The sequence below is a fragment of the Geomonas terrae genome (assembly GCF_004791675.1).
Taxonomy (GTDB): domain Bacteria; phylum Desulfobacterota; class Desulfuromonadia; order Geobacterales; family Geobacteraceae; genus Geomonas; species Geomonas edaphica.
Genome location: NZ_SRSC01000002.1, coordinates 487,031 through 510,057, shown reverse-complemented (window position 1 = coordinate 510,057; position 23,027 = coordinate 487,031). Strand labels below are relative to the sequence as shown.

At 62.6% G+C, this 23,027-nt stretch carries 15 protein-coding genes; 8 read left to right on the top strand and 7 right to left on the bottom strand.

What is annotated here, in order from left to right; genetic code table 11:
- The 7 genes from E4633_RS09440 to E4633_RS09405 form a co-directional block, all read right to left on the bottom strand.
- Nucleotides 1-7,359 (bottom strand): type I polyketide synthase, encoded by a 7,359-nt coding sequence (locus E4633_RS09440; RefSeq protein ID WP_135869995.1) that lies wholly within the window; start codon nucleotides 7,357-7,359, stop codon nucleotides 1-3.
- Nucleotides 7,356-8,969: a PfaD family polyunsaturated fatty acid/polyketide biosynthesis protein gene (locus E4633_RS09435; RefSeq protein WP_135869994.1), complete on the bottom strand. Its 1,614-nt coding sequence runs from the start codon at nucleotides 8,967-8,969 to the stop codon at nucleotides 7,356-7,358. The genes E4633_RS09440 and E4633_RS09435 overlap by 4 nt, the downstream gene beginning before the upstream one ends.
- 211 nt (nucleotides 8,970-9,180) lie before the next feature.
- Nucleotides 9,181-9,858, bottom strand: a complete 678-nt coding sequence (locus E4633_RS09430; RefSeq protein WP_135869993.1) for an arylesterase — start codon at nucleotides 9,856-9,858, stop codon at nucleotides 9,181-9,183.
- Nucleotides 9,859-9,936: 78 nt separating this feature from the next.
- On the bottom strand, nucleotides 9,937-12,435 hold the full coding sequence (locus E4633_RS09425; RefSeq protein WP_135869992.1) for an ABC transporter permease: 2,499 nt from the start codon (nucleotides 12,433-12,435) through the stop codon (nucleotides 9,937-9,939).
- Nucleotides 12,428-13,108, bottom strand: a complete 681-nt coding sequence (locus E4633_RS09420) for an ABC transporter ATP-binding protein (protein ID WP_135869991.1) — start codon at nucleotides 13,106-13,108, stop codon at nucleotides 12,428-12,430. The genes E4633_RS09425 and E4633_RS09420 overlap by 8 nt, the downstream gene beginning before the upstream one ends.
- 416 nt (nucleotides 13,109-13,524) lie before the next feature.
- Nucleotides 13,525-13,698, bottom strand: coding sequence for a rubredoxin (locus tag E4633_RS09410; RefSeq protein WP_135869989.1), 174 nt, complete (start codon nucleotides 13,696-13,698; stop codon nucleotides 13,525-13,527).
- 25 nt (nucleotides 13,699-13,723) lie between these two features.
- Entirely contained in the window at nucleotides 13,724-14,206 is a 483-nt protein-coding gene (locus E4633_RS09405) for a universal stress protein (RefSeq protein WP_135869988.1), read from the bottom strand.
- 179 nt (nucleotides 14,207-14,385) lie between these two features.
- On the opposite strand from E4633_RS09405, the gene E4633_RS09400 reads away from it, so the two are divergent.
- The 8 genes from E4633_RS09400 (at nucleotide 14,386) to E4633_RS20775 (ending at nucleotide 23,003) form a co-directional block, all read left to right on the top strand.
- Nucleotides 14,386-15,015: a DUF4136 domain-containing protein gene (locus tag E4633_RS09400; protein WP_135869987.1), complete on the top strand. Its 630-nt coding sequence runs from the start codon at nucleotides 14,386-14,388 to the stop codon at nucleotides 15,013-15,015.
- Nucleotides 15,016-15,036: 21 nt separating this feature from the next.
- Complete coding sequence (locus E4633_RS09395; RefSeq protein ID WP_135869986.1) at nucleotides 15,037-15,588, top strand: DNA-3-methyladenine glycosylase; 552 nt, start codon at nucleotides 15,037-15,039, stop codon at nucleotides 15,586-15,588.
- Between the two features lie 205 nt (nucleotides 15,589-15,793).
- Nucleotides 15,794-16,936 carry a sensor histidine kinase gene (locus E4633_RS09390; protein ID WP_135869985.1) on the top strand — a complete coding sequence of 381 codons (1,143 nt, stop codon included), beginning with the start codon at nucleotides 15,794-15,796 and terminating at the stop codon, nucleotides 16,934-16,936.
- A gap of 12 nt (nucleotides 16,937-16,948) precedes the next feature.
- A complete protein-coding gene (locus E4633_RS09385) occupies nucleotides 16,949-17,437 on the top strand; it encodes a response regulator (protein ID WP_135869984.1) in 489 nt (162 codons plus the stop codon).
- A gap of 67 nt (nucleotides 17,438-17,504) precedes the next feature.
- Nucleotides 17,505-19,544: a pilus assembly protein PilZ gene (locus E4633_RS09380; RefSeq protein WP_135869983.1), complete on the top strand. Its 2,040-nt coding sequence runs from the start codon at nucleotides 17,505-17,507 to the stop codon at nucleotides 19,542-19,544.
- A 14-nt stretch (nucleotides 19,545-19,558) separates the two neighbouring features.
- On the top strand, nucleotides 19,559-21,799 hold the full coding sequence (locus E4633_RS09375) for an ATP-binding protein (protein ID WP_135869982.1): 2,241 nt from the start codon (nucleotides 19,559-19,561) through the stop codon (nucleotides 21,797-21,799).
- Between the two features lie 170 nt (nucleotides 21,800-21,969).
- A complete protein-coding gene (locus E4633_RS09370) occupies nucleotides 21,970-22,368 on the top strand; it encodes a response regulator (protein WP_135869981.1) in 399 nt (132 codons plus the stop codon).
- The gene (locus E4633_RS20775) at nucleotides 22,365-23,003 is read left to right on the top strand and encodes a response regulator (protein WP_246038001.1); all 639 of its coding nucleotides are present in this window, start codon (nucleotides 22,365-22,367) and stop codon (nucleotides 23,001-23,003) included. Before E4633_RS09370 ends, E4633_RS20775 begins: the two co-directional genes overlap by 4 nt.
- Nucleotides 23,004-23,027 lie beyond the last annotated feature (24 nt).

The window sequence follows — 23,027 nt, the reverse complement described above, 5'->3', positions numbered from 1 at the left end:
TTATGCCGCCCCCACGACCGTCACGGTGCGCAGCTTGTTGCGCTGGAAGGCCTGTTTGAGGGACGGGTCGATGACGCACTCATAACCTTCGAGGCGCGCCACGAGTTTGCCGCTGGCGCGGTCGAGGAACTCCATGTCGGCGCTGGCGCCGTGCGCGCTCTCCTGGGTGACGCGGATCACCGCCTGCACCCCTTCACGCGGGAAGGATTCCTGGAATTGGCGGTAGCGTGCCGCGAAGCACGGCAGCGAGCCTGCGCCGAAGCGCTCGAAGCTCCAGAGGATCATCATCTGGAAGGCGCTGTCGAGAACGAGCGGATCGGTGATCCAGGCGCTTCGGAGCGGTCGCCTGATCCATTTCCCGGGCGCCGGGGCACCCTTCACCGTGGCGGCGATCCCCTTCGCGGAGCAGCCGACCACCTGCTCGATGCCGTGCAGGTCGGGGCCGTGGAAGAGACGCTCGTTGTTGTAGATCACCCCTTCGAGCGGCTGATAGGTGGTGCTCGGAATTTCCGTTATAGAGCGGATTCCTTCCGGGTGTTTAGTCGCGAGAACGATCTCTGCGCGTGCGTGGAGTACGGTCTTGCCGTTCACACCCGGGCTGCAAAGCTCGACGGGGACGAGCCAGAAGGACTCGCGTTTCTCGGCGCGCCCCGCCATCACGTTCACCGTGAAGGGGGTGTTGTCCTCGAAAACCACTCCCTTGCAGATGCGCAGGTCGTTGAAGCCGTGGAAGCGGAAGCCCGGGTTGCCGTGCAGAGCGCCATGGGCGAGCCACTCGACGATCACGGCCATGGGGAGTACCGCTTTGCCGTCCAGCACGTGGGAGCGCAGGAAGGGAAATTCGGGCACGGTCAGGGTGAGTGCGAATGCCTCGGAGAGGTTCTGCGCCCTAGACGGTACGGCGGGCGTGACGCTTGCCTGCTCCGGCAGGTCGGCGATGGCGACGATTTCCACCGGTGCGTCGTTGGCTGCGATCTCGCGGGCCAGGAAGGAGCCTCCCTCGGTGAGACCGATCACGCCGATCCCTTCGGAAGCGAACACCTTCTTGAGGGCAGGGGTGACCATGCCGCCGTCCCAGGGGCCCCAGTTGATGCTGACGCAGCGGCAGTCGGTGCGGCGACGCGCTTCGACCTGAGCGGTCTTGTTGAGCACCTCGTTAGCCACCGCGTAGTCCACCTGGCCGACGCGGCCAAAGCGGCCGGTCGAGGAGGAGAAGAGGGCGATGGCCTTCAGCTCGTCGTTGCGGGTTGCATGCAGGAGGGAGCGGAGGCCGTGCACCTTGGTGCTGTAGACCTGCTCGAACTGCTCAGCCGTTTTGTCGACGATGAGGCGGTCGGCGAGGACCCCGGCGCCGTGGACGATGCCGCGGATCGGACCGTGGGCGCGGCGCACCTCACCTAGAAGGAGTTCCATGGCGCTCTGGTCGCGGATGTCGACCGAACGGTAGATGGCCTGAGCGCCGGTGGCGGAGATGCTTTCCAGCGTGGCGCGCAGCTCGCGGCCGGCCACCACGGAGCGGTAGCGCTCCTCGATCTCGCGCGGGTGCAGCTTGCCGGTTGCGTTCTGCATGATGGCGCGCTTGATGTCCGCCTCTTCGGTGAGGCCTGCGAGGTAGGCAGGCTCTTCCTGCGGCTCGGGCGAGCGACCCAACAGAACCAGGAAGGGGTGGTACTCGTTTGCCAGTGCCAGGGCGGATACCGCGGTAACGCCGCGTCCGCCGCCGGTGATCACGACCACGTCGCCCTTCTCGAGAGCGGCGCGCTCCGGTGCGGGAGCTGCCGGAAGCACAGTGGTCTGCAGTGCGAAGCGCCCTTCCGGGGTGAGGCCGATTTCGCTCGGGCCGCGGCGCAGCATCTCGACGGCGACGGCGCCGGCTGCCGTGGCGGGGTGTGCGAACTCCCCGAGGTCGATCGCTTTGCAGGAGACTTCCGGCCACTCGTAACCGGCGGTCTTGGAGAGGCCGGCGAGGCCGCCGGAGAGCGGGTCCTTGAGTGATTTCGCGGAGCCGAAACCGAACGCCCCGTCAAGGCGGGAGACGGTGACGAAAACGGCACCGTCGGCGCGGGCGGACTCGACGAGTGCCGCCGAGGCGTCTTTCGCCAGGAGGAAGGCGTCCTCCAGGAACTGGTCGTCGGTGCCGGCTACGGGCGCGCAGATGACCAGGCCGGAAAGCTTGCCGGCCGGGGCGATCTGGCCTGCCTGTGCGGCGTTTACCTTGCGGACCGAGCAGCCGTGCTCGAGCAGGATACCGCAGAGTTCCGCCGCGAAGGCGGAGCCGTCGTCGGTGACCCATATCTCGCCGTCGTTGGCGAGGGTGATTGTGTCGGCGTCGTCATTCTCGGTGAGAAGCATGGGGACGACGGTGCTGCGCTGGATGTTTTGCGGTGCGGCCTGTACCGGCTCTGCGACGGGTGCCGGGATTGCTTCTACGGCCGGAGTCGCGGGCTGGGCGGCCGGGGCGGCAGCTTTCGCAGGAGCGGCAAGGTAGTCGGCGATGTCGCCCAAGGTGCGCAGGGTGCCCAAGTGCTCGGGACCGATGGTCGGGCACTCGGGGAGGCGCTCCTGCAGGGTGGACAGGATCTCCACGCGCTTGATGCTGTCGATGCCGAGGTCGGAGTCCATGCCCATGGTGAGTTCGAGCATTTCTGCGGGGTAGCCGGTTTTGTCGCTCACTACGGCGAGGAGGGTTTCGGTGACCTTGTCGGCGTCGATGGTAGACGTAGTGGATGTGGACCCGGTGGACGCAGCGGGTGCGGCAACTGCTACTGGGGCCGCTGAGGCGGCGCCTGCGGCGAGGTGACCGGCGATGTCGCCCAAGGTGCGCAGGGTGCCTAAGTGTTCGGGACCGATGGTCGGGCACTCGGGGAGGCGCTCCTGCAGGGTTGAGAGGATCTCCACGCGCTTGATGCTGTCGATGCCGAGGTCGGAGTCCATGCCCATGGTGAGTTCGAGCATTTCTGCGGGATAGCCGGTTTTGTCGCTCACTACCGCGAGAAGTGTCTCGGTGACCTGGGCAGCGCTGATGGCGGACACCGCGGACGTTGTGGACGCGACGGCCCCGACGGGCGCGGCAACTGCTACTGGGGCCGCCGAGGCGGCGCCTGCGGCAAGGTGACCGGCGATGTCGCCCAAGGTGCGCAGGGTGCCTAAGTGCTCGGGACCGATGGTCGGGCACTCGGGAAGGCGCTCCTGAAGCGTGGAGAGGATCTCAACGCGCTTGATGCTGTCGATGCCGAGGTCGGAGTCCATGCCCATGGTGAGTTCGAGCATTTCTGCCGGGTAGCCGGTTTTCTCGCTCACTACCGCGAGGAGGGTCTCGGTGATCTGGGCGGCACTGACGGTCGACGCGGCAACCGTTACTGCGGGCGCTGAGGCGGCGCCTGCAGCGAGGTGACCGGCGATGTCGCCCAGGGTGCGCAGGGTGCCTAAGTGCTCGGGGCCGATCACCGGGGCGCCGGGTAGACGCTCCTGCAGGGTGGAAAGGATCTCTACACGCTTGATGCTGTCGATGCCGAGATCGGAGTCCATGCCCATGTCGAGTTCGAGCATTTCCATGGGATAGCCGGTTTTCTCGCTCACCACGGAGAGAAGGGTCTCGGTGACTTTGGCGGCACCATCGGTGGACTCGGTGGCCGCTGCTGCGCTAGGTGTGGTGGCAGCGGGTGCTGCAACCGGGGCTGCGGCTGCGGAACCTGCAGTGAGGTGACCGGCGATGTCGCCCAAGGTACGCAGGGTGCCGAGATGCTCGGGGCCGATCACGGGGCTGCCGGGCAGACGCTCTTGCAGCGCGGACAGGATCTCCACGCGCTTTATGCTGTCGATGCCAAGATCGGAATCCATGCCCATATCGAGTTCCAGCATCTCTACGGGATAGCCGGTTTTTTCGGCGATCACGGCAAGCAGGGCCTGGGTGATGTGTTCATTGTCGGCAGCGGGCTTTGCAGATGCTACGGGTGCTGCCTGTGCCGCGACGGACGCTGCCTGAATGGCTGCCGCGGGCTGCGAGACTGCTGCCGGTGAAGCGGCAGGTACCGACGGCACGGGTTGGGCGACGGCTGCCGGAGTATAGGTCGGTGTGGGCGCGACAAACGCTGCGGCCTGTACTGGTGCTGCGGGCGCAACTTGAGGTGCGACGGTGGCCGCAGGCGCTCTCATGCCGCCCATGACAAGCTGCTGTTGCTGCTCGAGCAGTGCCTGGAAGGTCTTGGCGGCGACTTCCTGTCCTTCGAGGAAACGACGGTGCAACTGAGCGGTGTCTTCCTGCATCCTCTGCAGTACCGCCATCCCTTCACGCGCTAGACGTAACGATTCGCTGAGCGACTCCTGGCCTGCTGCCTGTACGGGCGCAAAGTTCGGCTGTGCCACGGGCGCTACCGGTGCCGCAACCTGATGGGGCGCCTGGGGACGCTGCGCCACATGCTGAACCGGAGCGGCGGCCTGGCTTGTATTTGTGGGAACTGCCTGGACCGGAGCAACGGGTGCCGCGACCGGCTTGGGCGGAACCGGCGGTTTCTTCTGCTTCGGTTTCACGTAGTTCGCGCCGCTGATCGGAATGCTGAGGGCCGGTTTCTTGCCGGTGACCGGGGCAGGGCGATGCCCTTCGTCCCACAGGGCGAGGTTGACGCCGTAGCCAAGTACGCTCAGCTGAGCCAGGGTGCGGGCGAGATCGGCGATGCCTGAACGTTTGCCGGAAGAGGCGTCGAGGGCTACCGCGAGATGCGGACGCTCGGAAAGGATCGCCTGGGCAAGACCGGTAAGCCTGTTGCCGGGGCCGACTTCGACGAAGGTGGTGACCCCTGCCGCGTACATAGCCTCGATCTCCGCTACGAACTCGACCGGTTTGGCCAGTTGGCCGGCAAGCTGCGCCTTCGCCTGGGCCGTGTCGGCCGGGTAGAGGGCGGCGGTGGTGTTGGCGTAGACCGGGATCCGACCCTGCGGCATGTCGATCTTTTCCAGCGCAGCCAGGAACGGCTTCGCCGCGTCGGCGACAAGCGAGCTGTGGAACGCTGCCGCTACCGGCAACTCCTTGCAGGTGAGCCCGCGCTCCTTGAAGATGGCGACGGCGCGCTTGATCTCGGCGGTGGCGCCGGAGAGGACTGCCTGGGTCGGGGCGTTCTTGTTGGCGATGACGAGGTCGAGCTTCTCGGCTGCGACCACCTCGGCAATCTTCGCGAGCGGTGCGGAGACGGCCAACATGCTCCCCTTGTCCCCGTCGCCTGCGCCCATGAGCTTGCCGCGCAGGCGGGAGAGTTCGTGGAAGGCGCCTTCGTCGAGCCTTCCGGCGGCGCAGAGCGCGGTCAGTTCGCCGTAGCTGTGACCGGCGACCGCTTCAGGGGCGACGCCGAAAGTCTGGAGCAGACGCAGCGCACCGAGGCTCGTAGCACCAATGGCGGGCTGTGCGGCCTGGGTGGCACGAAGCGCTTCTTCCTGGCCCGCGCGTGTTGCCTCGTCATAGGCGGACGGCGGATAGATGAGGTCGGATAGCCGCGACCCGGTTTCGGAGAGGAAACCTGAATCGGCTGTGACGAGGGCGTCGAGCACCTGCGGGAAACTGCAGGCGAGATCGTTCAGCATCCCGTTGTACTGCGAACCCTGCCCAGGGAAGAGGACACCGAGCTTGCCGGGCACGCCACCGCAGGCGAAGTAGGCGCCGTCCGGGGTCTGCCAGGCGGACTTGTCATTCTTTGCCAGCATGGCGCGGGCGTTTTTCACCATAGCGGCCAGGTTCGTCTTGTCGTGTTCCACAACGAGCGCGAGGCGGCAAGGTGCCTTGGCGTCGAACGAGGCACGGGAGGCGAGGGCGAAATCCCTCACCGCGGTCCATGCCGAAGCAGCTTCCGCGCTCCCTGCCGGGACGGTGTCTAGCTGTGCCGTGATGGCCGCCGCATCAGCGCCGGCAAGGGTAATGATCTGGGTGTTGCCGTCCCAGTCGGCCGCCTCTTTCTCCGGACGGTACTCCTCGAGCACGACATGGAAGTTCGATCCGCCGAAGCCGAATGCCGAGACGCCGGCGCGGCGCGGCACGTCGGGACGCGGGAACCAGGGACGCTTGTGGGCCGGGAGGTAGAACGGAGAGTTGTCGGCCACCACCTCTTTCTGCGGAGTCTGCACCTTGATCGTAGGGGGGATCACCTTGTTGTGCAGGGCAAGGGCGGCCTTGATGAGGCCTGCGGAACCCGCCGCAGCCTTGGCATGGCCGATCTGCGACTTCACCGAACCCAGTGCGCACCACGGCGCATCGGACTTCCCGTACACATCGCGCAGCGCGCTCACTTCGACCGCGTCGCCAACCTTGGTACCGGTGCCGTGCGCTTCAAGGAGCCCGATGCTCTCCGGCGTGACGTCGGCGTTCTTGTAGGCGTCGAGAAGCGCTTTCTTCTGGCCTGCGGCGCTCGGCGCGTAGATCGCGTCCCCTTTGCCGTCGCTGGAGGAGCCTACGCCGCGGACGACTGCATAGATCCTGTCGCCGTCGCGCTCGGCGTCGGCAAGCCGCTTCAGCACCACGAGACCGAGTCCCTCGCCCAGGATGGTCCCGTCCGCGGAGACGTCGAAGGGTTTCGCGTTACCGCTGGGGGAGAGTGCGGGGGTCTTGCTGAAGCACATGTACATGAAGATGTCGTTGAAGGTGTCGATACCACCGGTCACGACGATGTCGGATTTACCGGAGTTCAGCTCCATGGAAGCGAGATGCAGCGCGCTCAAGGAACTGGCGCAGGCGGCGTCGACGACGCAGTTCGTTCCACCCAGGTCGTACTGTTTGCTGATCCTGCCCGCGACGACGTTGCCGAGAAGCCCAGGGAAGGAGTTTTCCTGCCAGGAAACGTAGGAGTCGGAGATGCGCTCGACTACGTCTTTGGCGGTCTCTTCGTCGACACCCGCGTCCTTCAGGGCGGAGCGCCAGACCGGGTGCCCAAGACGTGCTCCCAGCGGGATGACCAGTTCCAGCGTGCCGGTAACCCCGAGGATGACGGAAACGTTGCTCTTGTCCCAGGCGCGCTCCGGGCCGTAACCCGCGTCCTTCAACGCCTGGCCTGCCGCGATGAGGCCCAGAAGCTGCGAGGTGTCGATCGCCTCGAGCACGTTGGGAGGGATGTTGAACTCCATCGGGTTGAAATCGACCGGAGAAAGGAAGCCGCCGCGACGACCGTAGGTATGGTCCGGGCTCCTCTTGTCCTCGTCGAAATAGGCGTCCACCGGCCAGTGCGTGGGGGGGACTTCGGTGATCGCGTCGACCCCGTCGGTGATGTTCGCCCAGTAGGCGTCCTTGTCACCGGCCTTCGGGAAGAGGCAACCGATGCCTATGATGGCGAGCTGATTTCCGTTGCTGGAAGTGGCGGGCTTCAGATCATCAGTTTTCAACAAAGGTACTCCTTGATTTGTGCGATATCGAGAGGTTGCGGTGCGATCTCTTCCTGCCTGAGGTCGATCCCCTGGGCGCGCAGGAAGTTGGCGCGGGTGAGGTGCGCCGCACCGTGCAGGATGTTGAGCGCTACCGTGACGATCCTACGTTCGGCGGGCGTCTCCAGGAAGGTGCCCGCGGCCCATTCGTTGAAGGCCCCCATGGCGGGGCCGCACCAAACCTGGTAGTCCATCTTGCGGTTTTCCACGCCGTCTTTCGCCCAGTGGGCGCCCATGCCGAGGTACCAGCGGAAGACGAGCGCCATCTTGTGCTTGGGGTCGCGCTCGCTGCGCTCGACCTGGGACGGGTCGCGCTTCAGGAAGTAGTCGCGGGTGCCGCGCCAGATCTCCTCAAGCGGCGCAAGGAACATGGTCTTTTCCAGTTTCTCGCGTTCCGCGGCCGGGATCTCATCGATGCTGCCGTAAGCGCGGTAGATCTCGTAGAGCTTTGCGGCACGCATCGGGAACATCGTCCCACGTTTGAGGACCTGCACGGTGACCCCCATCTCGAACATGTCGGCGGCGGGGGCCATGGTGACGTCGGCCTGGCGGGTGCCGGCCAGAAGGGCGCGCACCGTGTCGGAGGTGCCGGACTCGACGCAGGCCTGGTTGACGGAACCGGTCATGACGTAGGCGGCCCCCATGGCGAACGCTGCGGCACAGGAGGCCGGGGTCGAGATGCCGCCGCCGAGGCCGACGCGCAGCCGGCAGTCGTAGCCGTACTGGCGCTCGAGGCGCGCGGCGAGCGAGAGGATGGTCGGGAAAAGCGCCATGGCGGGGCGGTTGTCGGTATGCCCGCCGGAATCCGCCTCGGCGGTTACGTCCTGGGCGAGGGGGACGTGGGCTGCGAGCTCGGCCTGCTCCGGCGTGATGGAGCCGTTCTCAACCAGCGCGCGCAGGAGCTTTTCCGGGGGCGGGGCGAAGAACTTGGCGGCGAGTTCCTCGCGCGACACCTTGGCGATGATACGGTTCGGCGTGACGATGCTGCCGTCCGCGGCGCGGCTTATGCCGTGCAGGCGGTAGCGCACCAGGGGAAGGGTGAGGCCGAGGAATGCGGATGCCTCGATGATGCGCACCCCTTTCCGGATGTAAAGCTCGGCCAGTTCCTTCTCGAGCTCAGGCTCGTGCGGAGAATGGATCAGGTTGAAGCCGTACGGGATGTCGCCCAAGGAGGCCTTCAGGCGGTCTGCCGTTTCGGCGACCTTCGCTATTGGGAGCCCGGCAGCGCCAAAGAAGCCGAGCATGCCGGCACGCCCCAGTTCTTCGGCCATTGCGGCGGAGCTGATCCCCTTGGCCATGGAGCCGCCAATGTAGGGGTAGCGGATGCCGAGTTCGCGGCAAAAGGAGGGGTCGCCCAGGTTTTCCGGGAGACACGCGGGGGCGTATCCGGCGAAGGAAGCCAGTCCCTCGGCGTTCCCAAGGTGGGGAACGAGGGCACCGTCTTTCTTCTGCAGGTACAGGGGATGGCGTATGTCACGAAGCGCCTCTTGGAGGCTCATAGTGTCAGGCTCGAAACTGTCGGGTCTGGCAGAGCGAACGCTTGCATCGCCCTGAAGTGAAAATAGATCCAAACGGGATTCTCCTGTTGCCAGCGAATCAGCAGCGGAATTGCGATGGCGTTAAGGTGATGAATCGGCAGAAGGACAAGAGTCGGGAGTTGAGGAGGCAGGTCCACCGACTGTAAGCAAAGATGCCCAGTTTAACAGAGCATCTGTACATTAAATCGAGCGAAAAAGCAAGAGAAGACGCGGGTTCAGACAACTTTTAGCCGCTTCCGAATGGTCAGCGCCGCGTCTTCTGACTTATCGCCTTGATGACGTAGGGGTAGATGTTTTCGGTCACGATGGCGTACCCCTTGCCGGTCGGGTGGACACCGTCGGAGAGGTTGAGCCCTTCCTTGCCGGCGACCTTGTCCAGGAAAAACGGGATCAGGATGGTCTTGTGCTCCTTGGTGACGCGGCGGTACACCTCGGCGAACTTGCTCGTGTAGGCGGGACCCAGGTTTTTCAGCATACGCATGCCGGCGAGCACTACGACCACGTTTTTGGACTGCAGCTTCGTGATGATGCTGTCGAGGTTCTTCCGGGTGAGCTCCGGGTCCTGACCGCGCAGGCCGTCGTTGGCGCCGGTTTCCAGAATGACGATGTCGGGTTTGAGCTTCATGACCCAGTCGACGCGGGCAAGCGCACCGGAGCTAGTTTCGCCGCTGATCCCGGCGTTGATCACGGTCCATTGAAGCCCGTTCTCATGCAGCCTGCGCTGCAATTGCGCGGGGTAGGAGTCGCTTTCGGCCACGCCGTAGCCGGCCGTGAGGCTGTCGCCGAAGGCTACGATGGTACCCTGGGTGGAGCTTGCCGCGGGCTTCGCGGTTCCGGCGGCGATCGCAGGACCGGCGGTGATGGCCGAGCAGAGGGTTAGGGCGAAGAGGGTGAGAAGCTTGCGGGAGGGAGGGGTGGGCATGGGGGCTCCTTGGTTTTGGCGGCAGCGGATTTATGGGAATAATGGAGGCCTGGGAATTATGGGAAGGCGTTCCTTGGCCTATTCATCGGTTTGCTCGCGGAGGAAGATCACCGGCTTTTGACGGACCAGGGGGATGGTCACGGCGAGCGCGACCAGCTCTACCAGCACGGTGGTCGCCACTACCAACAAGAGGCTGTCGACGGGGTAGGGGGCATAGGTCATGTCCAACCCTTTCGTGCAGATCAGCCGGCTCGCAACCTGGGACATCAACAGGGCGATGAACCCGCTCACACTGCCGATCACGAGGTTCTCCACGGCAAATACCCCGAGCACGAACCGCCTCCTCGCTCCCAAAACGGTGAAATAAACGGCTTCCTGTATGCGCGCATATCGTGTGGCGAAAACCGATCCTACCACGATTAACACCCCTGCGACGATGCTGAACGAGGTGAAAAAACGGACGATGGTGGAGAGCTTCCCCATGATCCTGCCGAAAAGCTGGGCAGTCTCGGTAAGATCGATCACGTTGACGTTGGGTAAACGGGCCACCACCTGGTTCTGCAACGCGGAAATCTTCCGCTTGTCCACGCGCACCGCGGCGAAGATCGTGTGCGGCGCGTCGGAGAGCGCCTGCTCGGGAAAGACGAAATAGAAGAAGGGGGTGAAGCCGCTGCTGGTGCGGGTCCTGACGCTGGCAACCCGCGCGGTCATGGGCACCCCCTGGATCCTGAAGGTGATGTTGTCGCCTACCTTCATCTCGTGCATCTTGAGCACGGTGTCCAGCACGGAAACCTGCAGGACGTCGCCCCAGTCCTTCCTGAAGAGCGTCTTCCCGGAGATGATCTTCTCGTCGGAGAGAAGCCCGTCCCGGTAGGTGAGGTTCATCTCGCGACCGAGGTTGTCACTACGCGACTGCCGCTCCTTATCCGGATCGATGACCGCTCCGTTTATGGCGCTCACCGTCCCCTTGACGATCGGGTAGTAAGTGGCGCCCGGGCCGAGGAGCGTGCCAACCTCCTCCTTCTGTCCGGGCTGGATGTCGATCAGGAATACGTTGGGAGCCCCCGGGGGAAACGATTCGATGAAGGAGGCGTCGAGGTTCTTCTCAACCAGGGTGATCGAGAAGATGACGCCGAGCGCCGCCGAGAGCGTCACCATGATTGATAGAGTCGCATTGTGCGGCCGGAAGAGCCCCTTCAACGCCTGCCGCAGTACGAGGTTTCCGGGAGCGCTCCTTCTGAGCAGGTGCAATGCCAGACTGGCAAGCAGGTAGGAAACAAGAATGAGGAGCACCAGTGCGGCCATGAAGTAGAGCCCGGTCTTCAGGTCGCGCAGCCGCACCAGCACCATACCGAGGAAGAAAAGGGCCCCGGCACCGGCGATGAGCCAGGTGGAACGGCTCCATAGGGTGGTCGTCTCCTCCTTGCCGAAGATGGCGCGCGGCTTCACTTCTTTCAGGCGGTACAGGGGGAGGGCGGTGAAGAGCAATACCGACATGAGGCCGATGGACATCCCCTGCCAGACGGCGTTGAACGAGATTTGCAGCGTCACCCGCGCCGGGATGAGACCGCTGAACAGGGCGGGAAGGAGATGCTGCAGGAATACGCTGCCGCAAAGCCCAAGCAGCGTCCCGATGCAGCCGAGCGTTAGGGTCAGGGCGAGGAAGTGGCCGATGATGAAGCGGCTCCCGGCCCCCAGGGCCTTCATCACCGCGATGGTCTTCTCTTGTTCCTTCAGTAGCGCGAAAAGCGTGCTCTGGATTCCGAAGCCGGAGAGGAGCAGGGTGAAGATGCCGCTCAGGTTCAGGAAGAAAAGGAGGTTGTCGAAGAAGCGCTTCACCCGCGAGCCGGCGTTCCGGTAGGTTTCCACGCGCACGCGGGACTGGTCGGCCAGTTTGCCCAGACGCTCCGCCGTCGCATCGAGCTTTCCCTGATCCGCAAGCTGCAAAAGGGTCACGTGATCGACCCGGCTGCCGAGCCCGATCAGTCCGAGCGCCTCACGATCGGCAGCGGCGACGAAAACACGCGGACCAAGCGAGAAGAAGTTCACCGGCCGGTCCGGTTCGGCGAGCACCACATCGCGCACGACGAGCGTTGCGTTGCCCACCTTCACGGCATCCCCCAGATGCACCTGCAAACGATCCAGGAACTGCTGCTCGACGACCACGCTCCCGGCTTTCAGCACATCTTTGAGGTTACGGCCCGAGCGAAGCGTCACCTGCCCGTAAAAGGGGTAGGCGGGCTCCGCCACCTTCAGGTCGCACAGCAGCGATCCTTCATCCTTTGCTTTCTGGACCACCGTGTAAAAGTCCCAGTAGCGGGCAGTTTTTACTTCGCCTGCCCGAGCGAGCCGCGCGATTTCATTCTCGAGTGGAGCGGGCAGGGGGGCGTGGGACCTGATGATGATGTCGCCTGCGTGCAGCGATTGGGCATCGCGCAAGAGCGAGCGGTCAACGCTTTCCCGGAAGCTGCCTAAGGAGACGAGGGTAACCATGGAGAGGGCGACGCAGAGGATGAAGACGGCGCACTGGCGTTTCGCGCCGGTCATCTGGCGCAGGATGAAGCGGGTGTTAACCATGGTCGGCGCCCGTGACGATCCGGCCGTCTTTAAGCGTGATGACCCGATCTGCACTCCCGGCTATTTCAGGGCTGTGGGTGACGAGGATCATGGTGGTGCCGCGCTCGCGCTGCAGTTCCAGTAGCAGAGCGAGGATCGCCTCGCCGTTCACCGAATCGAGGTTGCCGGTCGGCTCGTCGGCGAAGATGATGCGCGGGTCGTTGATCAGCGCCCGGCAGATGGCGCAGCGCTGCTTCTCGCCTCCCGAGAGCTGGTGCGGGAAACTGGCGACCCGGTGCGCGAGGCCTACCCGGTCGAGAAGTGCGAGCGCCTTGGTGCGGGCCTCCTTGTCCCCCTTGAGCTCGGCCGGGAACATGACGTTTTCCAGTGCGCTGAGTGAGGGGACGAGGTGGAAGGACTGGAACACGAAGCCGAAGGTGCTGTTTCTAAGCGGGGCGATGGCGTCTTCGTCCAGGTCGGTTATGTCGCGCCCCTCGATGGAGATGCGTCCGCGGTCCGGGCGGTCCAGGCCGGAGAGGATGGTGAGAAGCGTCGACTTGCCGCTGCCGCTCTCTCCCTTCACCACGAGGAATTCTCCCTGGGCTACCTCCAGGGTGACGTTGTCGAGGACGGTGATGTCCCGGTTGCCGATGTGGTACTGCTTCGTGATCTCTTTGGCTTTCAGGATGGTCATCTGGTGTGGTTCCGGTGCCGTGCACTCTTTCCGGCCTTTTTTGTCGACCGGGTTTACAGTTAAAGAATTTTTATTATACTCTCCCGCACTATGCAACCAGGAGAGGGTGCCATGGCAAATGTCAAAAGTCGATGCCGAAAAAGAGGTGACCGCCACGACGACTGCAGAACCAGCAGTGTAGGTGCCGTAATGCCCGGACTCGGCAGGGAGCTATTTTACTGCTGCCTCGACGAGACCGAGTGCGGCTACGCTCTGCCGGTCGGCTATGACGTAGTCTGCAAACATCCGGAGTCTGAGCGGTTCCAGGAACAGCCCGCTGTGAGACCGCCACAACGCGGCGCTGCAGGTCTCAAAAAGAAGAGCAGGTCATAAGACTTGCTCCGCAGGTTGTTCGTAAAGCCACTCTGTTCGCTTTGTCAGTGTGGTTCTTCCGCCAGGGGTTCGAAGAAGCTCTTGGCCGCCTCGCACACCGGGCAGTGCCATTCGGGTAGCAACTCTTCGAAGGATATGTCAGGCGGGACATCGTTGACAGGATCACCTTCGGCAGGATCGTAAACGTACTGACAGATGGTACAGATCCATCTCTGCATGGGCATTCTCCCGTTGCCTCCGCGACTACCACTCCACCGATTCGGGCTCGCGCTTTATGAGAAGGATGCTGCAAGGCATCCTGCGCAGGACGGCGTCGTTATCCCTTCCGAAGAGCATGTGCTCCAGGCGTCCCTCCTCGTGGGAAAGGAGCACCATCAGGTCGATCCGCTCGTCTTTCACCGTCTGCACGATCTCGTCTACCGGTTTGCCTTCCTTGATGATCACCTTGATCGGCAGCCCGGCCCGGATTTCCTGCCCGATCATCTGCTCCAGTTCGTCCTTTGCCCGCTCCTGAATGCTCGCGTAGTTCTTCACCTCGTCCGGAATGGCACTCGGGGCGTTCAGCGCACCCCCCGCCATGCTCATGGTCCCCTCCGGGTTGGTAGCGATATGCAGAACCATGAGCTCCGAGCCGTACTTCCTGGCTATCGAGATCCCTGCCTGCACCGCATCCCGACAGTACTCACTCATCCTGTTTACCACGAGAACGCGTTTGAAATTTTCCATCGCCTTGCCTCCTGATTTAGTGGATGTGGCCCTGGGCCTGGGCTTTCGGCCGACGAGACCCACCCAGTATATACGATTGCCAACCCGCAGCAACTTGGTATAAGTATTCGGGTCTTCTGCCCGGGCACCTGATGAGCCGCCGTAATCACGCAACTAGAGCCTGTTGTCGGAGGTGTCACATGCGTAATCTGTTCAGGATAGCCGTCTTTATCTGCCTCACTGCCATGCTTTGCTCCTGCGCTTCGGTCTCGATGGTCGATACCTGGCGCAACCCGTCGCTGCGCGGCGAAGGGATCCGGAAGGTGCTGGTGGTCGGGTTCTCCCCCAAGCAGTCCAGCCGGGTTGTGTACGAGGACACCCTGGTGAGCGAATTGAGCAGCCACGGAGTCGAAGGGGTCGCGAGCTACTCGGTCAACCAGGGGAACGCACTTCCCGACTGGTACGCGCTTGACCGCGCCGTCAGACGGGTCGGGGCTCAGGCCGTTCTCACCGTGCAGACCATCAAGGTCGAGCGCCAGACCACGGTGCAGCCGAGCGCCGTCGCCACACCGTACCCCGGCTACTGGTACCCGCCCGCCTTCCCGGACTGGGATTTCCCCGGTTACTACCGCTCCATGGCCGCGTACGGGCCGACCTACGTGACGACTTACGACATCGCTACCATGCAGGTGAACCTCTTCGACGCACGTTCGGACAAACTGCTCTGGGCGGGTACCATCGAGGCGACCGAACCGGAGAAGGTGACCCGCGTCGGCAAGGAACTGGCCAGCAAGGTGGTCAAGGCGCTCAGAAAGGAAGGGGTTTTTTAGGTGCCGCGGTGCTCCCTGCCTTTGACACCGTTGCCGCGCTCCTTCTACGATCGGGACACGGTGACCGTCGCACACGAGCTCTTAGGAGCCTACCTCGTCCATGATGTCGCCGGAGAGACGCGGGTGGGGAAGATCGTCGAAGTCGAGGCCTACCTGGGGGAGGAGGATCTTGCCGCCCACTCCTCCAGGGGGCTCACCCCGCGCACCCGCATCCTCTTCGGCCCACCCGGCTTTGCCTACGTCTACCTCATCTATGGCATCCACTGCTGCTTGAACGTGGTCACCGAGCGTGAAGGAAACGCCTGCGCCGTGCTGCTGCGCGCCCTCGAGCCGGTGCGAAACGTACACGAGCGCACCTGCGGCCCGGGGCTTCTCTGTCGCGCCATGGGAATCGATTTGCGCTGCAACGGTCACGACCTTTTGAGCGGGAACCTCTTCGTCGCGGCACGCATGGACGAGGAGGAAAGGTGCATCGTCGCGCGTCCGCGCATCGGCGTCGCCTACGCCGGTGATTGGGCCGCCAAGCCGCTTCGCTTCTACCTTGCAGAAAATCCCCACGTATCTAAACGCTGACACCACACCATCAAATCCCCATCCAGGCCACGCCATCGCGCCTCCATCCAACCTGCGCCCATTGGACGAACGCTCCCGCACTTCGTTGCCACTGCTGGGCATCCGACACTCAAGCTTGCTAAAGCGCACTACCTGTTGTGAAACATTGGTGCAAACTAATAACTCTTCGCTATACTCTTCTGCGTTTGCCCAGGGAGAGGCCATCATGGACATGGAACAGGCCGAACAACTCTACCGACTGATGTTCACCAACATGAGAGAAGGGCTGGCCATCCTGCGTCTGGACGTGAGAGACCCGGAGGCAATGCCCCTCATCGTCGAAATGAACCCGGCAGCCGTGAAACTATGTCAGTGCCGGTCCTTCAACTTCGGCAATTGCCGGGTCAGTGATTGTTTCCCCGGCTGGCTCGAGGCGGAGGGGTTCCGTGAGACCTGTCACCGAATCGCCGCCTTCGGCGGCTCCCAGGAGCTGGGCGAGGTAAGCCTGGAAGGCCACTTCTACCGGATCAGGATCTTCGCGCTTACCGAGGAACATCTTGGCTTCGTGATCAGCGATTGCACGAAGTACCGGCAGGAAGAGGAGAAGATCGCGCAGTTGAACGCGCGCCTGGAGTACGAGGCTGCCACCCTGGAGCGCCGCGTCGCCGAACGCACCTCGCAGCTCGAGGAGATCAACGAGGAGCTTGACACCTTCGCCTTCTCGGTTTCCCACGACCTGCGCGCTCCCATCCGCGCCATGCACGCCTTCGCCGAAATCCTGCTCGATGATGAATTCCAGTCCCCCGCCGAGCGAAACGCCTACCTGGTGCGCATCAAGACGGCAGCCCAGGGGATGGACCGGCTGATCCAGGATCTTCTAGCCTATAGCAGGGTGAGCCGCCAGGAGATCACCATGGAGACGGTAAGCCTGCAACAGGCGGTCCGGGATGCCTCTCAGCAGCTGGAGCTCGCCAGCGGCGGCAAGGGATACCGCCTTGAAGTTGCAGGAGATCTCCCCGATGTGATTGCACACCACACGGTGCTCGTGCAGGTACTGCTGAACCTGATGACCAACGGCATCAAGTTCGTACCGAAAGGGATGGTACCGCTGCTGCGCATCTGGGCAGAGGACTCCGGTGAGTACTGCCGCCTCTACATCCAGGACAACGGCATCGGCATACCTCCACAGCATCAGGAGAGAATCTTCAAGATCTTCGAGCGGCTGCACAGTATCGAAAGTTACCCGGGTACCGGGGTGGGGCTCGCCATCGTCCGGAAGGCCGTGCAGCGGCTGGGTGGACGCATTGGGCTCGAGTCGCAGGAGGGGGAGGGGAGCAGGTTCTGGATCGAACTTAGGAAGGAGCAGTAGGGAGGCTTCGCCATGAGCTACGTGCACCACACCGTTCTCCTCGTCGACAGCGACCCCGATCAGGCGCATTTCACCAGGCTTGCCCTGCAGCGGGTCGGGGTGATCACGCCGGTGCAACACGCGCACGACGGCGAGGAGGCCATCGCCTACCTAAGCGGCGCTGGAGACTTCGGTGACCGCGAACTGCATCCCCTACCTATGCTGATGCTGCTCGACCTCAAGTTGCCGCACATCTCTGGGGTGGGGCTTCTCTCCTGGCTGCGCGAACAGCAGGCGCTCAGGCGGCTGCCCGTCGTTGTGCTCACCGTCCCCGTCCCCGCCGCTGACTTGAACCGCGCCTACGAACTCGGCTGCAACTCCTTTCTTTTCAAACCCAATTCCTTCAACGCCCTCCTTGTGCTGATGCAGGGGGTGGCGCAGTACTGGCTTGGCTTCAACGTTCCTCCCGGGGTCGGCGCGGCAGCTGCGGAGGCCGGTGGGCAGTACGGCCCGGCCGCCTAGACGGCGTCTGGAACCCGCCCCGACTGCGCCAGTCCGCGCTTCCCGGGGTACCCCTGCGAGGTTTCCCATGGGAGACGCGGTACCGAGACTTCATGTCGTTCCCTCCGATGCGGAGAGTCCAGCCACCGGCAAAAGTGTCGGCCGCAGCCATCTGGTTAACCGTCTGAACTACATCAACTTCCAAAACCAGTCCATCCTGGTGGCGCTCAGGCACGTAGCCTACGACGAGTCGATCTTTCTGAAAGCCATGCCTCTTCCCTGCGCGGGTGAGAGGCTTGACTGCCTGTGGGAGGACGTGCCGAGCCTCAGGGAACTCCTCAAGAGCTACCGCTTCGATTACCTGCTCATCGCCGACGGCAGGAAATACCTGGTGGTGAATCCCGAGCCGGTCACCATTGACGACTGCGGCTTTGCCCTCATGCTCCCACCGGCCTGTCGTGAGTTCCAGGCGCGCAAGATCCGGCGGCACCTCTCCGAAGGCGTATCCGCCCAGATCATGCAGAACGGCGTCCTCTTCGACGGCAGCCTGGTCGACTACACCCCGGTATCGCTTCGCATCTCAGGTACGTGGGAAAAACCGGAAACGCTACGCTGGATCAACACGGAAGAGCCGGTGCATTTGCGCCTGTTTCGCGGCGAAACCATGCTCTATTCGGGCGTCTTCGACGTCCATGCCATGGAGTCCGCAGGCGGCTCCTGCTCTTTTGTTCTTAGCCTGCGGCACAGCTCGATACGACGCTTCAAGCCGAAGAAATATCGTAACTTCCGGCAGGAACTCGTCCCGACGCCGAACGCCGTCTTCAATCACCCCCTGATCGGCAAGCGCGTCAACTTGATGGTCACCGACATGTCCGGCACCGGCTTTTCGGTCCAGGAGAGCGAGGGCGATTCTCTGCTCATGCCCGGTTTGATGATCCCTGGTCTTAAGATTACCTTCGGTCACGGCATGAGCCTTTGCTGTCTTGCCCAGGTGCTTTCCCGCAACCCCGCGGGCGAAAAGGGGGACGAGAAGCTCGTGCGCTGCGGCCTCGCCATTTTGGATATGGAAATCGGCGACCACGTAAAACTCCTCTCTCTGCTGCACCAGGTGACGAACCGTAAGTCCTACGTCGACACCGAGGTCGATCTCGACGACCTCTGGGATTTCTTCTTCCAGACCGGGTTCATCTACCCGTCAAAGTACGCCCATTTCCAGGAGAACAAGAAGAGGATCAAGGAGACCTACGCGAGGCTTTACAGCGGCAATCCCCAGATCGCCCGCCACTTCATCTACCTGGACCACGGCGTCATTTTAGGGCACCTGGCCATGGTCCGCTTCTACAGCAATTCCTGGCTCATACATCACCACGCAGCGCGCAAGTCAGCGGCCAAGGCGGGTATCGCCGTACTGGACCAGGTGAGCCACTACCTGAGCGAACTGGAAAGTTTCGCCTTCGCGCGACTGCGCTACGCCTTTTGTTACTACCGTCCCGACAACCGTTTTCCGGCGCGTGTCTTCGGCGGTTTCTCGGCGAAGCATGCGGACCAGCGCACTTGCTCGCTCGACCTCTTCGCCTATTTTCACTACCAAAACGATGGGGGGGGCGAAGCACTTCCGCCGCAATGGGAGCTCTCCCAAAGTAGCGCCTTTGATCTTTCCGAGATGGGGAGCTTCTACCGGCACGTCTCCGGCGGCGCCCTCATCGAGGCCTTCGACCTTCGCCCGGGGGGCAACGGCGATAAGGGGCTTGCGCGAGAATACAACGGGCTTGGCTTTCGTAAGGAAGTCCACCATTACTCCCTGCGCCGCAAGGGGAGCCTTAAGGCCTTCTTTCTCGTCAACTGCACCGACGCCGGTTTCAATATGGCGGAACTCACCAACTGCGTGACCATCTTCGTGATCGATGACAGCATGCCGCGCGTGTTGATCGAACTGTCGCTGCGCCATGTGAGCCGGCACTACGAAGGTGGGGCGATGCCGGCTCTGGTGTTTCCGCACTCGTATGCCGTTGAAAAGGCCCTTCCCGTCGAAAAGACCTACCTGCTCTGGATCCTCGACATGCGATACACGGACCATTTTCTGCACTACTGCGACGCGCTCCTCAAGGGGCCGCGCAAGACGCAGTGATCCCCGGAGCCGACATGGAAGCTTTCCAGCGCGACAAGCCGCTATACAACAGCAGGATCATCAATTCCTTCATCCTGCTCATAAAGCACAAGTACAGCCACGTCGACATCGCCGAACTCCTTGAGTACGCGGGGATGAAGGAGTACGAAGTGGCAGACCAGGCACACTGGTTCAGTCAGACCCAGGTGGACCGTTTCTATGAAAAGCTCCTGCAGATGACCGGCAACCCGCGCATCGCAAGGGAGGCCGGACGCTACGCCGCCTCCCCCGACGTATTGGGTGCCATGCGCCAGTACATCCTGGGTCTCGTGGACGCCTCGAGCACCTTCGAGATCATCAGCAAAGCGACCGCTAACTTCACCAGAAGCACGAGCTACCGCTCGCGCCGCCTCGCCTCGAACTCGGTGGAGATTACGGTCACCCCGGTGGATGGGGAGATGGAACAGCAGTACCAGTGCGAAAACCGCATCGGTTTTTTCGAGGCGATCGTCCTCATGTTCAACCACAAGCTGACCGACCTGCAGTACTTCCCTGAGATCAGACACCTCCCCACCATCCAGCAGCCCGAGTGCGTCTTTCGCGGCGACCCGGTTTGCCGCTACGTGGTCACCTGGGAGAAGAGCGCTTACACCTACCTGAAGAAGCTGCGCAATACCCTGGTGCCGACCCTGGCGCTTTTGAATATCGCCCTTGCTGTCGCCGGCATGGCCTCGGGATACGCTCTGCTCGGATCGCTGGTCCTACTGCTCCTCGTGGCGCTGGCCGCGGAGACGAGCGAGAAACGGGCCGTAAAGGACAGCCTGAGCAGCACCAAGGACTCCATCGACAACCTCCTGGAACTGATCGATTTGAACTACAACACCGCGATGCTCACCAACGAGATCGGACAGCGGCTCGGCAATTTCACGCGCATCGAGGAGATGCTCGTCGATGTCGCCGACATCATGCAGCGTCGGCTCGAATACGACCGGGGCGCCATTTTCCTCGCCGACGGCAACAGCGGCAGGCTCGAGCTGCGGGCCTCGTACGGCTACGGCGCGCGGGAGCTTGAATGTCTGAACGGGCTGTCGCTTCACCTTGACAAAAACGGCGCCGGTCGTGACGTCTACGTCGCCTGCTTCAACGAGAAACGCCCCTTTCTCATAAACGACCTCGAACGTGAGCAGGAGACCCTCGGCAGACGCACCTTGGCCTGCGCCGTTAAAAACGGCACGAGGTCGTTCATCTGCTGCCCCATCACCTCGGAGGGAATGTCCATCGGGGTTTTGACTGCGGAGAACGTGAGGAGCAAGCGCCCTCTCGTGGAGCGTGACGTGAGCCTCATGATGGGGACCGCCTCGGTGATCGGCATCAGTTATCGCAACTGCGAGCTCATCGGTGCCCTGGAGCAGGCAAAGGAGGATCTGGAAGCCCGGGTGGTCGAACGGACCGCCGATCTTGAGTTAAGTCGGAAGAAGGTGGAACTGCAACACGAGGAACTTTCGCGGACCCTTTTCGAGCTGGAGGAGGAGACCGCACAGAGGCTGAAGGCGCTTGAGGAGTTGGGCGAAAAGGAGCGCATGCTGCTGCAGCAAAGCCGTCTGGCGGCGCTTGGAGAGATGATCAGCAACATCGCGCACCAGTGGCGTCAGCCGTTGAACGAGCTCGGTCTCATCGTGCAGGAGATGCCCGTCATGTACGACCATGGCAGCTTTACCCGTGACTACCTAAACGACAGCGTGGCGAGGTTCATGAAGGTGCTGAACCATACCTCGCGCACCATCGACGATTTCCGCAACTTCTTCCGGCCGGACAAGGCCACCGCGCCCTTCAAGGTCGTAGAGGTGGTGGGGCGCACGCTGTCGCTGGTCCAGGACAGCTTCCGCCACCTGCAGATCGACGTAGCGTTAAACGCCGTGGACGACTTGGTAGTGACAGGGCACCAGAACGAGTTTTCCCAGGCGATCCTCAACATCCTCTTTAACGCCCGCGACGCCTTCCTCGACCGCAAGGTCGAACGACGCATCATCACCATTACGGTCAAAAAAGAGGGCGGATACGCCGCGGTGAGGATACGGGATAACGCGGGTGGGGTCCCGGAAGAGATAATGGACCGCATCTTCGATCCCTATTTCACTACCAGAGGCCCTGAACAGGGGACCGGGATCGGTTTGTACATGTCCAAGGTGATCATTGAAAAGAACATCCCCGGGCGGCTCACTGTTCACAATGTGGACAGGGGGGCGGAATTCACCATCGAGGTTCCCATAGGGTGAAGTACGGACGGCGCCGTTTGACAAGGGGGTGCATGCGGATAGAATAAGCGGGTGCTAATGTTAAGTGGTAAATGTACTGCGTCGCAGCACAATCAGCCGAGCCGAAACCTTACTCCAAGCGCTCGGCTGTTTTGCGGTCTGCAGTTACCCTCCGGGGCGCGGAGATGCCGATGGCTCAGTCATTCATCCTGCTCGTTGAAGATAACCCCGACGACATGTTCCTCGCCTGTCGCATCATCCGTAAGGTCTGCACTGACGAGATACTGGTCGCGCGGGACGGCGAAGAGGCGAGTGAGCTTTTGCGGCGCATGGAACAGGAAGGTGGCCATGACAGGATCAGGTTGGTGCTTTTGGATCTCAAGCTCCCAAAGATAAGCGGCCTCGACATACTGCAGTTCATACGTCAAAACGAGCGGCTGTGCCAGCTTCCAGTTGCCATACTCACCTCCTCGGACAACGAGACCGATCAGGAAACTTGCTGGGAGCTCGGTGTCGTTGATTACATCTACAAGCCGATGACCGCGGACCGGCTCAAAAGTGTCCTGTCGCGGGGCGGAGGGCACGAATGAGCGAAGGGGCCAGGGAATTGGGTGCTGCCAGCATGCTCTACGTCGAGGACGAGGCGGATGCCCGTCAGATGGTGACGAGGATGCTCGCCATGAACTACCCGATGCTCGAGGTCTACGTCGCGGAGAACGGCCTTGCCGCACTGGAGGTGTACCGCGAGCACAAAGCCGACATCGTCATGACCGACATCAACATGCCGCTGATGGACGGGATAAGGATGTCGCGCGAGATCAAGGAGATAAACCCCGCGGTGACGATCATCGCCGTCACGGCCCACAGCGACACCTCCTACCTTTTGAGCGCCATAGAAATCGGCGTGCACAACTACGTACTGAAACCACTTAATTACCAGGAACTCTTCGCGGTTCTCGACAAGGTGCTGGAGCAGATCGCCTTGAAACGGCTCGTGGAGCAGCAGCACCGGCGTCTTGAAGAAAACGAGCGGCAGCTTGCGGTGGCGCAGCGTATCGCACGGCTGGGGAGCTGGCAGCAGGACCTGGACTCCGGCGCCATGAGCTGGTCCGAGGAACTTTACCGCATCTGCGGGGTCGAGCCCGGCACCGTCACCCCTTCGCCGGCCTCCTTTCTGGAGCGTTTCGTCCCGGAAGACCGCGACCTAGTCCTGAAGGCGATCTAGGGGGCAGGGGAGTCGGGGCTCGCC